Genomic DNA, 12,523 nt, shown 5'->3' with positions numbered 1-12,523 from the left:
TCATCCGTAAAGGATGGTTCTTGCTCTGTTCAGGATGCCGTACAAAATTTATTGACTCTTTTCAAATACCTGTGTTTCATTTGTATTGCTACTTCTGAAACAAGTATTGACGGTTCTATTTTTTAACTTGTACTACTTGTATTGTTTATCAATATTTCAAAGAACTTGTTGCTTTCGTTTTAAAAGCGGGTGCAAAGGTAAGGGGTTTAATTTTAACTACCAAACTTTTTCGAAAGTTTTTTTATTTTCTTTTTCAATTCGTTTCTCAGGCTCTCTTTGCGAAAGGGAAAGAATAATCAATTAAGAAAAGATAAACCGTTTTCTTTGCGAATCGGACTGCAAAGATAAGAACTTTAAGTTATATCTTCCAAACTTTATCGGAAGTTTTTTTATTCTTAATCTTAAGCGGTCTTACGCTTTATCACTAAGTCATTTTATCAAGGCTTTCTTCTCTTGGAAAGCGGGTGCAAAAGTAGTCCCTTTTGGGATACACTCCAAATATATATGCATCTTTTTTCTAATTATTTTTGAATACTTATGCTAACTAGTTGAACAATAAGGGTGTTGTAGAACATATTTTTTAATACAGGGTGGAGTGTGCGCGGGAACGGGTGAGGGAGTACACATTATTATATCACATGTGCGCGTAATGCGCGCGAGAGGAAGTAAATAGCCGGAAGAAAAAAAACAGCTTTTTTCTGAAGAATGAAAGGGAAAAAGGGGAAAGAGGGGTAAAAAAAGGCTGAAGGAATATAAGGAATAGTAGAAATAGAGGCTGAAAAGAAGGAGAAATTAAAAAGGAAGAGGATACTGTATCAAGCTCAACTAAAAAAGGAGTTTCACAAATCTCGATAAAAAGCAAGAGGATGCTCGTACGGGAAAAAATGAGCACCCTCTCTAGAAGACAAATCTGAAAACGGCTTTCACAAGCAATCGGCAGGGTTTGCAAACTCCATGCGTAAAAACTGGTTATAAACTGGTAGGATTATGAAACTAAGTATTTATTACGTATATGTATCATTTCGGCATACATTCTATTTTAACATACATATCATTCTGACATATCCATTACTCAACATATCTAGTTGCTGATATATGCATTTTCTGTCACATATATTATTCGGCCATACGCAAACTGACTAATTCAGACCATTTATTCAAGCTCAAATCAATGCCGCTTTTCTGTAGACATTCATAACCATCATTATAATAGCCAATTACTTTTTCAGGCTCCAAGCATATTTCTTGGGCAAGCCTGCCGAGCATAAAATTAAGGCGGGATAGCTGAAGGTAATCAACTAAAGTATAATTCTCACAGACTGACAAGTCGGCCAAACTGCTTAAAAGGTCATAGGCGGATTCTTTCTCACCATCGGACAGAGAGCAAAAAGGTTTGAGCATTACGGGATGCTGCATCAAGAGGATTACCGCTTCTTTGAAATCGGAATATAACATAGCGCGTTTTGTTTGCCGCATCAGTTCCCAGTGGTGCGAGGGTTATATATAAAAAAGAGCATGGGAAACTATCTACTCACGTTCCATATAAGGTATCGGCTAAGACCCTCTCCTGAACATAAGTGATAGTCCCACGCTCAATTGGGTATATAACAAGGTTATATATGCAAAAGATGCGTGAGACCCGCCACTTATTGTCATTCAGGATTAAAATTTAGCCGATTTCTATACGGAATGCAACAAATAACTGCTCTCAATACAATAATTAAAAAGTCACTTTCTTCGCTAGAAAGTAAACTACGACAAAAGTAACAATATTTTTTAGCAAACAAACAATATTGACAAAGAAATAAATGGATTCAATCAACTTATTTTATTTGGCGAAATCATCTGTATCAAGTTCAGTATTCAGGCTACTAAAATTGTTTTTTATTTTCATTTCTCATATTCTCATACTTTTTGTTTAATTACTTGTAAATCAATCATCAGAATTATGAGAAATGAAATTATAAATTGTACCTCTCATACCTTTATCGTCATTTTCGCCCTAAAATAATGCATCTCTCATATGATTTTGTAGCATTTCTCATATGCTTTTGTGCCATTTCTCATACTTTAAAGGTATCTCTCATACTCAAAAGCACTATGGGAGTTATGTTAAGTATCCAATTATAATTCATTCAAGACAAACTAAGAGTCATGTACCGTTCAACAACAGTTCACAAAGCGGTTGCCAGCGGGATATAGAGTAGATATTCTCGTGTTTTTTAAAAGCTATTTATATCGTTCCACTGGAGTGGATTAAACTGTTCACTCTAGTGGAAAGAACTCTCCACTTGAGTGGAAAGAATTGTCCACTCTAGTGGAACAATACAGATATCGGTTCAAAAACACAACAAGAAATAGGATAAAACATAAAAACAGTAGGTATACTACATATAAACAAGCTATTAAGCATAGAAGATTAACGGTTAAACTGAAACATAGAAAAGAATAATCAAGGATTTGATGAGAGATAAAGACACGGTTCTTATGAGAGATGCATAAAAAACAGGCAAAAAAGCATGAGAGATACCTTAAATGTATGAGAAATACCATAAAAGTATATGAGAAATGCCACAAAAGCATATGAGAGATGCATCATTTTAGGGCGAAAATGACGTTAAAAGCATGAGCGATGCACTTTCTAATTTTATCTCTCATTATATTATTTATTGATTTACAATCAATTATACAAACCAATGAGAGTATGAGAGATAAAAATAAAAATTCTCTCTAGTAAAGAGTTAATCTGAGTTCAAATTATAAATGAGACCTGGCTGCTGAAGTTTGAAGTATCCTATAAATACAACTGAGCAAAATCTATCCTCAGTCGTTACTCACACAACTTTCACCCTCACAGTTACCTTCATAGTTGCTCTCATAGTTCCCCATAGTTACCCTCATAGTTAAAATGCCGATGAATAAACGGTTACAAGCAATTTATGAGAGCATGATAGTAAAACACACTAAACTTTTTTTCGTAGAATACGCAGAATTAATCATCAAGGTATTCGCTCAATAAATTCAATATCCTCTATTTTTCTAATTTATAATTGCTAATATTCTTTCTCCTCTTAGTTTCTATTGCTATATTTGTTCCGTATTATCTAACTACATTTTATGTCTTTAAAAAAAGCTTTCCTTTTGAGGAAAGTTTCCCGCATTTAAATTAGGCATTCCCTACTAATAGAACAGGGAGGTTAAGATGATGAAACGAACACCCTGTTGGCACATAAGTGCGAATGAAATGTTTAATGGACTATTGTAAATACATAAATAAAGATATAAAATGGAATATAGACTGAACAGATATATCAGTGGATCGGGCTATTGCTCACGAAGAGAGGCTGACCAGCTTATCAAAGATGGGTATGTAACCATCGATGGTAAACGTGCAACTATCGGAATGCGCATATTACCGGGTCAAAAAGTTGAAGTACGCGGAGAGCTTATAAAAAATGAAATTGAGCCCGTGTATATCGCTTTTAATAAACCGGTAGGAGTCGTTAGCACAACAGATGTTTCTGATAGAAGCAATATTATCGAATACATAAGTCATGAGCAACGCATATTTCCTATCGGACGTTTGGATAAAGACTCTCAGGGCTTAATCCTTCTTACAAACGATGGAGATATTGTCAACAAGATATTGCGCGTGGGCAATAATCATAAAAAGGAATACTTGGTAAGAGTAGATAGACCCATCACCAAAGAGTTTCTTACCAAGATGGCAGAGGGCGTTCCCATTTTGGACCGGGTAACCCGCCGTTGCGAAATCAAAGAAATCAATCCTTATACCTTTCAAATCTCTTTGGTTCAAGGACTTAACCGTCAGATCCGTCGTATGTGCGAGTACTTTGACTATGAAGTAGTTAAGCTGGAACGTATCCAAATTATGAACATCAAATTAGGAAATTTGGGACAAGGGAATTATAGAGACCTGACTCAAGGCGAACTGGAAGAACTATTTGACTTATTGGATAAGTCAAAAGATATCGTTCAAGCCAAGAAACCCGCCAATAGCAACAAGGCGATAAACAGAGCTTTGCAAGGATATGACATAAAAACGAATTACCGCAAAGCCAATATTGTCTCTAAACAAGCCCAGAAAGCAAAAGCTGATAAACCTTTCAGCGCATCCACTGAGGCTATAGACAGGGAGCAAGTAAAGCAAGAGACAACGATTAAGAAAAAGAAGAAAAAAGGAGGAAGCGGGCTTCGGGTTGGAAAATCAAGAGTAGTAGAAAAGAAAACGCAGGCGCCCAAGCAGAACTCACCGATCAGAAAAGGAAGAAAGGTTTGATGCCGCATTGACATACATCCCCTCTTTGCCAACACAGACGAATGGCAAATGAGGGGATTTTTTTTGTTAAAACTAACACGTTCACGAAACAAAAGCAACCGCAGTCTGTTACATAGGCAACTTAAACATAGTAACCTAAACATAAAAATTATGGCTAGAGAAAGTGTAAAAATTCTACAAGGAAAACTAGATGTAGAAAGTTTAATCGCACAGTTGAACGCAGCATTAGCTGAAGAATGGTTGGCATACTATCAATATTGGGTAGGTGCATTAGTAGTGGAAGGCGCCATGCGTGCCGACGTACAGGGTGAATTTGAGGAACATGCCGAAGAGGAACGCAGACATGCGCAACTATTGGCCAACCGCATCATCGAACTGGAAGGTGTTCCGGTACTTGATCCTAAACAATGGTTCGAACTGGCAAGATGCAAATATGACGCTCCGCAAGGGTTCGATTCTGTCAGTTTGCTGAAGGATAATGTAGCTTCCGAACGCTGCGCTATTGTTCGCTATCAAGAAATTGCCGACTTTACCAACGGGAAAGATTTCACGACTTGTGACATCGCAAAACATATTCTTGCCGAAGAGGAAGAACATGAACAAGATTTACAAGATTACCTAACGGACATTGCCCGGATGAAGAAATCATTCCTTGAAAAGTAAATTCTAATATAATAATGATTAGGTAAGAGAGGGTGTATCCTATAAGAGGATATTCCCTCTTTTATCTATATAGTGCGATAAAAACGAAACTATTTTAGAGTAAATCAAGAAGAAATCTTTCTTTTTTCGTATTTTTGTCCCAATATGCACGTTTAATCCAACGTAGATAACGAACATTAGCAAAAAAGAATGAAAGTAATTGATTTAATACATAGCAACAAGAAAACTGCTTTTTCTTTCGAGATCCTTCCACCGCTGAAAGGAACGGGAATAGAAAAGCTGCATCAAACAGTCGATACTCTTCGAGAATTTGATCCGAAATATATCAATATCACCACTCATCGCAGCGAATATGTATATAAAGATCTCGGCAACGGGTTGTTTCAGAGAAACCGTTTGAGAAGGCGTCCGGGAACGGTTGCCGTAGCCGCTGCCATTCAGAATAAATACAATATCACGGTCGTTCCACATATTTTATGCAGCGGTTTCACGCGCGAGGAAACGGAATACGTGTTGCTCGACCTCCAATTTCTGAATATCACGGAACTGCTGGTGTTGCGTGGCGACAAAGCAAAGCACGAATCGGTATTCACACCGGAAGGCGACGGATACCATCACGCTATCGAATTGCAGGAACAAATCAATAATTTCAATAAAGGCATCTTTGTAGACGGTTCGGAAATGAAAGTCAGCAGTACTCCGTTCTCTTACGGGGTGGCTTGCTATCCGGAGAAGCACGAAGAAGCTCCCAATATCGAAACCGACCTTTATTGGCTGAAGAAAAAGGTGGAAGCCGGTGCGGAATATGCAGTGACGCAGTTATTCTACGACAACAAGAAGTATTTCGAATTTGTGGAGCAGGCGAAGGCGGCGGGTATCAATATACCTATCATTCCGGGAATCAAGCCGTTCAAGAAACTGTCTCAACTGAGCATGGTTCCAAAGACATTCAAAGTGGACTTGCCGGAAGACTTGGTGAAAGAAGCGTTGAAATGCAAGAACGACGCGGAAGCCGAGCAGGTGGGCATCGAATGGTGTGTAGCCCAGTGCAAGGAACTGATGGCTCACGGAGTGCCGAGTATTCATTTCTACTCTATCGGAGCAGTAGACAGTATCAAAGAAGTAGCCAAAATCATTTATTGATATGTTTTTCAGAGACGTAATCGGACAAGAAGAAATCAAGCAACGGCTTATTCAAGAAGTGAATGAGGGGCGTATTCCACATGCCCAGCTCATCTGCGGCCCGGAAGGGGTTGGAAAAATGCCGTTGGCTATTGCTTATGCACGTTATATCAGCTGCACCAACCGGGGCGAGACTGATGCCTGCGGTGTGTGTCCGTCCTGCGTGAAATTCAATAAGCTGGTACATCCTGACTTACATTTCGTGTTCCCCATCGTGAAAAGCGCGAAGGGGAAAAAGGAAGTCTGCGATGATTATATTGCCGACTGGCGACCGTTTGTTATCAATCATCCTTACTTCAACCTTAACCACTGGTTGGGTGAGATGGATGCCGAGAACTCACAGGCATTAATCTACGCCAAGGAGAGTGATGAGATTCTGAAAAAACTGAGTCTGAAATCCAGCGAAGGGGGATTTAAGATTACGATTGTATGGCTGCCGGAGAAAATGCATCCGGTGTGTGCCAACAAACTGCTGAAATTGCTTGAAGAGCCACCGGAAAAGACGGTTTTCCTGTTGGTATCGGAAGCGCCGGATATGATTTTGCCTACTATCCTGAGCCGTACCCAACGCATGAATGTGCGGAAAATCGACGAAGCCAGCATCAACCGGGTATTGCAGACGAAATATAATATTTTGCCCGCCGACAGTGTTTCCATTGCCCACCTGGCAAACGGGAATTTTGTCAAGGCACTCGAGTCTATTCATCTGAATGAAGAGAACCAGTTGTTCTTTGAATTATTTGTCAACCTGATGCGTCTGTCTTATCAACGGAAAATCAGGGAGATGAAAATGTGGAGCGAGCAAGTGGCGAGCATGGGGCGTGAACGCCAGAAGAATCTTCTGGAATATTGCCAGCGTATGATTCGGGAGAATTTCATCTTCAACCTGCATCAACGCGACCTTACGTATATGACTATCAACGAACAGAATTTTGCGACCCGCTTTGCGCCCTTTGTCAACGAACGGAATGTGATGGGCATCATGGACGAACTGAGCGAAGCGCAACTACATATAGAACAGAATGTAAATGCTAAAATGGTATTCTTCGACTTCTCGCTGAAGATGATTGTACTGTTGAAGCAATAATAAATATATAAACTATGGAATATAAACTTCATAATGGGAGCGGCGGCCTTTGCTGCAAAGGATGCTCCCGACAAGATAAGAAACTGAACACCTACGATTGGCTGGCAGACATACCGGGCAATGCGGAAGAGAGTGACATGGTGGAGGTGCAATTCAAGAATACCCGGAAGGGATATTACCGCAACAGCAATAAAATCAAACTGGAAAAGGGAGATATAGTTGCCGTTGAAGCTGCTCCGGGTCACGATATTGGTGTAGTAACGCTGACAGGCAGACTGGTTCCGCTGCAAATGAAGAAAGCAAACTTCAAGGCGGATACGGAAATCAAGCGTGTCTACCGGAAAGCCAAACCGGTGGATATGGAGAAATTCAACGAAGCCAAAGGTAAGGAACATGCTACGATGATTCGTGCGCGTCAGATTGCTTTGAATCTGAGTCTGAACATGAAAATCGGAGATGTGGAGTATCAGGGAGATGGTAACAAGGCTATCTTCTATTATATCGCGGACGAGCGTGTGGATTTCCGCCAATTGATTAAGGTATTGGCAGAAGCATTCCGTGTACGTATTGAGATGAAGCAGATTGGCGCACGCCAGGAAGCGGGACGTATCGGCGGTATCGGCCCTTGCGGACGCGAGCTTTGCTGTGCTACGTGGATGACGAGTTTCGTATCGGTATCTACCAGCGCAGCCCGTTATCAGGACATTTCACTGAATCCGCAGAAACTTGCCGGACAATGCGCAAAGCTAAAGTGCTGCCTGAACTATGAAGTAGACTGCTATGTGGAAGCTCAAAAGCGTCTTCCTTCCAAGGAGATCGAACTGGAAACGAAGGATGGTACTTTCTATTTCTTCAAAGCGGATATTCTGAGCAATCAGATTTCTTATTCTACGGACAAGAACTTCCCTGCCAACCTGGTGACAATCAGTGGTAAGCGTGCTTTTGAGATTATCTCCATGAATAGAAAAGGAATGAAGCCGGACAGCCTGGTCGAAGAAGAGAAGAAGCCGGAACCGAAGAAGCCGGTGGACTTGCTGGAACAGGAAAGTCTTACCCGTTTCGACCGCAGCCGGAATAATAAGGATGGCGGAAACCGGAACAACAAGAAGAAGAAAAAAGGAAATAACAACAATAACAACCGCCCGCAGCAACAGGCAGAGGGTGGAAACCGTCCGCAACAACCTCAACGGGAGAATGAAAACCGCCCGCAACCGTCAGAAAACGGAAACAGAGGGGAAAGGGAAAACCGACCGAGAAACAATAATAACAACCGGAACAGGGGACAGAACCAGGGACGGAATAACGACAACAGACGACCGGAACGCCCACAAGGACAAGAACGTCCTCAAAATCAGGAACGACCGGAACGTCCGCAAGGTCAGGAGCGCCCGCAAGGTCAGGAACGTCGTCCCAAACCGGAAAGACCCGAAAGGACGGAAAAATCTGAAAGACCGGAGAGAAACCCGAATCAGGAGAAACCGCAGAATCAGAATGAAAAACCTTCTCAGGAATAGCTTATTTGGTCTGCTCATTGCCTGCATGGCAGTAGCCTGTAACGACAAGAATACAGTGTATCACTCTTACCAATCCCTTCCCGATGGAGGGTGGGGAAAGAGTGATACACTCTCTTTTCAGATTCCTGTCACGGATAGTGTTCCCACGACTTTCCGGCTGTTTGCGGAAGTTCGCAACAGGACGGATTATCCTTATCATGACTTGCATTTATTTATCAGTCAGAATATGCTGGATTCTATGGTGTGGCATACGGATACTATCGCCATCACCCTGGCAGATTCTAGCGGCAGATGGACGGGGAAAGGATGGGGAAGTATTTATCAGTCAGAGATATTCGTTAAATCCGTGCGACCTTTGCATCCGGGCAATTATACCATTAAGGTGATGCACGGGATGAAAGACAAGAGCCTGCAAGGAATGAATGATGTAGGAATACGGGTTGAAAAACAACACATAGAAAATTAGAAGCTCTTTTTAAAGCCTTCTGCCCCGCCCTGCATCCAAGCGCAGGAAGATAAACAGCAATATCGTAAAGCCCCACAAGGAAGACCCGCCGTAACTGAAGAACGGCAATGGAATACCGATAACAGGTGTCAATCCCAACACCATACCGACATTAATAAATAGATGGAAAAGGAAAATGCTGACGACGGAGTATCCATATACCCGCCCGAAAGTAGAGGGTTGCCGCTCGGACAAGAATATCAATCGTAAAATCAGAATCAGGAAGGCTATCAGGACGGCAGCCGAACCGACAAAGCCTTGCTCCTCTCCTACTGTACAGAAGATGAAATCGGTGTCTTGTTCGGGTACATACTTCAATTTGGTTTGCGTACCGTTCAGGAAACCTTTTCCCGTCAGGCCGCCGGAACCGATGGCAATCTTGGACTGGTTCACGTTATATCCTGCTCCCGTCAAGTCTTCTTCCAAACCCAATACGACTTTGATACGGATTTGCTGGTGCGGTTCCAATACATTATCGAATACATAGTTGCTGGAATAGAGGAATCCGATGGAGCCGATAGTGAATAAGGCAATTAAGAAGTAGGTGCGCTGACGTTCGCTCAATGCCAAATATATCAGATAGCCTACTACGACGGCACAAAGCCCCCATTGCACCCAAACCAGGCTGAAATGTACCCAGTATTCTGATATTAAGTAGGCGATTAATAATATGCCCAGGCTTCCGCCAATAATGTTGCGGGTAGGTGCGGCTTTCTTACGATATACCCATACCATGCCGCCGGCGAATAACAAAATCAAGAGTAATACGATAAATTCTCCCAATGGCGTGGGCGTGTCGGCAATGAACACTTCGTCGAAACGGATGCCGACTACGAAGTAGATTACCGCGCAGACCCCTGCAAAAAGCACTACTCCCGGCATTCCTTCCCGGTAGAGAACTAAGAAAAAGGCGAGATATACCAAGGCAGAGCCTGTCTCCCGCTGACCGATAATCAATAACATCGGGAGAAGGATAATCAGCCCCAAGACCAGGGCACACTTTTCCTTCTTGATGCTGAATGAATAGGCGTTCATATATTTGGCCAGCGCCAGGGCCGTGGCAAACTTGGCAAATTCGGCGGGTTGCAGGCTGACCGGCCCCATCACGAGCCAGGAACGGGAACCTTTCGTGTCCGGCGCAATAAAGATAGTGACGATAAGCAAGAGAATCATCCCTATATATATAATGTACGCGAACATATCATACATACGGTCTTCCAGCATCAACAGCACAAATCCGAGTCCGAAGGAGCAGATAATCCATACAAACTGTTTACCGGCACGGGTAGAGAAGTCGAGGAAGTCGCGTTCGCCATAGTCATAACTGGCTCCGCAGACGCTGAACCATCCGCCAACAATCAGGAGCAGGTAAATGCAAATCGTTACCCAGTCCAGCGTTTTCCACAAACTATCGCTCCTCGTTACCATATAATATCACTCTGTTACTAAATTCTTCCGCCCTCAACTCGTTCTCAGGCGAGAGCTTGCCTTTCAAATACTGCTCCATCAGCAATGCCCCGAAAGGAACTCCGTATGTAGCGCCCCATCCGCCGTTCTCCACATAGACGGCAATAGCTATCTTCGGTTTGTTCATCGGCGCGAAGCCCATAAATACCGAGTGGTCGTGTCCGCGGTTTTGCGCAGTACCTGTTTTTCCACAGGCTTCCACATCCGGAATCATCATGGAAAGCATCCGGCAAGTACCGCCCGTAGCGGCGGCGCGCATACCTTCTACTACTGATTCGTAATGTCTCTTTTCAATAGTGGTATAGCGGGGAGTACGGTAGAGACTGTCTATCTGATTGTCCTGGATTTCTTTTACAATATGCGGTGTGACGAAATATCCCCGGTTGGCTATCGTTGCTCCCAAGTTCGCAATCTGAAGCGGGGTGGACAGGATTTCTCCCTGACCGATGGAGATACTGATTACCGTCAGTCCGTTCCAGTGTCCACGATATGCTTTATCATAGAATTGCGCGTTCGGGATTAACCCGCGTTTCTCTCCCGGCAAATCGACTCCCAGTTTGTAACCGAATCCCTGCGAAACCATGTGGTCTTTCCAAACGGTAATGGCATTCTGAGGCGAACCGTACTTGCGGTCGCCGAACATACGGAACAGTCCCCAACAGAAATAGGAGTTGCACGATGTAGCGATGGCGGGTATCAACGGAAGCGGCGCTCCGTGAGCATGGCAACCTACCGTCAGTCTGCCGTAATGGAAACCACGTGAGCAGGGGTATGTAGGACTTTGCTCGGTGATGATCCCTTCTTGCAGGAAGGTTAGTCCTTGTGCTGTCTTGAAGGTAGATCCCGGTGGATAAACACCCATCAAAGCACGGTTCAGCAAGGGCTTCATCTTATCACGTTGCAGCATCAGATGGTTCTTACCCCGTTGACGACCGATCATCAAATGCGGGTCATAGTTCGGAGAAGATACCAGGCAGAGGATTTCTCCGGTTTCGGGTTCGATGGCTACGATACTTCCGATTTTGTTCTTCAGCAAGCGTTCACCCAACATCTGTAAATCAATGTCCAGGCTTAGTGTCAGGTTCTTGCCGGGGACGGAAGGGCGGTCGTATTCGCCATCCATATAATGCCCCTGAATACGGCCGTGCGCATCACGAAGCAGGATTTCAATTCCTTTCTCTCCGCGCAGGTACTTTTCATATGATTTCTCCACACCCAACTTGCCGACATAGTCACCACGGATATAGTATCCTTCTTCATCCGCTTCCATTTCTTTGGCGGAAACTTCTCCGATGTCGCCCAAAGCATGGGCGGCGGCATTGTAGGAATATTGGCGGATGGTACGTCGCTGGATATAGAAACCACGGAACTTGAACAGTTTTTCCTGAAAGACGCCACATTCTTCTGCCGAAAGTTGCGACATAAATAGCTGGTTGGTATAGCGGGAGTATCCCGGATTGCGGCGACGGTCTTTCATGTCGCTCATTATCTTCAGGAATTGGGCACGAGTGATGTTCAAAGACTGACACAGGTCGAGTGTGTCCAGGTTTTCCACTTCTTTCGGAACAATCGAGATGTCATAGGCAGGCTGATTGAATACCAGCAGTTTGCCGGCACGGTCGTAGATAGCTCCGCGCGAGGGATATTGAATCTTATTCAGGAAAGCGTTGCTGTCGGCATTCTTTTTATAGTCGTCCGTCGTTATCTGCAAGACGAAAAGCCGTATCAGATAAATGAGAACAATGGATAGGGCAATGCCACTGATAACAAATTTGCGCTTCTCTAATCTATAATCTTTTGCCATC

9 protein-coding genes are annotated in these 12,523 nt (G+C 43.2%); 6 read left to right on the top strand and 3 right to left on the bottom strand.

Annotated features, from left to right (window positions below; genetic code table 11):
• Positions 1-1,116: 1,116 nt before the first annotated feature.
• Entirely contained in the window at positions 1,117-1,455 is a 339-nt protein-coding gene (locus HC965_RS25415; protein WP_191034084.1) for a hypothetical protein, read from the bottom strand.
• Between the two features lie 1,831 nt (positions 1,456-3,286).
• Here HC965_RS25415 and rluF point away from each other — a divergent pair.
• The 6 genes from rluF to gldH all read left to right on the top strand — a co-directional run bounded on the left by rluF (position 3,287) and on the right by gldH (position 9,212).
• Positions 3,287-4,300, top strand: a complete 1,014-nt coding sequence (gene rluF / locus HC965_RS25410; protein WP_191034083.1) for a 23S rRNA pseudouridine(2604) synthase RluF — start codon at positions 3,287-3,289, stop codon at positions 4,298-4,300.
• Between the two features lie 150 nt (positions 4,301-4,450).
• A complete protein-coding gene (locus tag HC965_RS25405; protein ID WP_191034082.1) occupies positions 4,451-4,963 on the top strand; it encodes a ferritin-like domain-containing protein in 513 nt (170 codons plus the stop codon).
• Between the two features lie 189 nt (positions 4,964-5,152).
• Positions 5,153-6,106 (top strand): methylenetetrahydrofolate reductase [NAD(P)H], encoded by a 954-nt coding sequence (metF, locus tag HC965_RS25400; RefSeq protein WP_191034081.1) that lies wholly within the window; start codon positions 5,153-5,155, stop codon positions 6,104-6,106.
• A gap of 1 nt (position 6,107) precedes the next feature.
• Complete coding sequence (locus tag HC965_RS25395) at positions 6,108-7,232, top strand: DNA polymerase III subunit (RefSeq protein ID WP_191034080.1); 1,125 nt, start codon at positions 6,108-6,110, stop codon at positions 7,230-7,232.
• 14 nt (positions 7,233-7,246) lie between these two features.
• Positions 7,247-8,746: a regulatory iron-sulfur-containing complex subunit RicT gene (gene ricT, locus HC965_RS25390; RefSeq protein WP_191034079.1), complete on the top strand. Its 1,500-nt coding sequence runs from the start codon at positions 7,247-7,249 to the stop codon at positions 8,744-8,746.
• Positions 8,724-9,212 carry a gliding motility lipoprotein GldH gene (gene gldH, locus HC965_RS25385; protein WP_191034078.1) on the top strand — a complete coding sequence of 163 codons (489 nt, stop codon included), beginning with the start codon at positions 8,724-8,726 and terminating at the stop codon, positions 9,210-9,212. The genes ricT and gldH overlap by 23 nt, the downstream gene beginning before the upstream one ends.
• Before the next feature lie 9 nt (positions 9,213-9,221).
• Here the strand turns inward: gldH and rodA are convergent, their stop codons facing one another.
• Positions 9,222-10,679: a rod shape-determining protein RodA gene (rodA, locus tag HC965_RS25380; RefSeq protein ID WP_191034077.1), complete on the bottom strand. Its 1,458-nt coding sequence runs from the start codon at positions 10,677-10,679 to the stop codon at positions 9,222-9,224.
• Positions 10,660-12,522 carry a penicillin-binding protein 2 gene (mrdA, locus tag HC965_RS25375; RefSeq protein ID WP_191034076.1) on the bottom strand — a complete coding sequence of 621 codons (1,863 nt, stop codon included), beginning with the start codon at positions 12,520-12,522 and terminating at the stop codon, positions 10,660-10,662. Before mrdA ends, rodA begins: the two co-directional genes overlap by 20 nt.
• Position 12,523: the final 1 nt, after the last annotated feature.

The sequence above is a fragment of the Bacteroides sp. GM023 genome (assembly GCF_014750685.1).
GTDB lineage: Bacteria > Bacteroidota > Bacteroidia > Bacteroidales > Bacteroidaceae > Bacteroides.
This window is presented reverse-complemented; position numbering and strand designations above follow the sequence as displayed.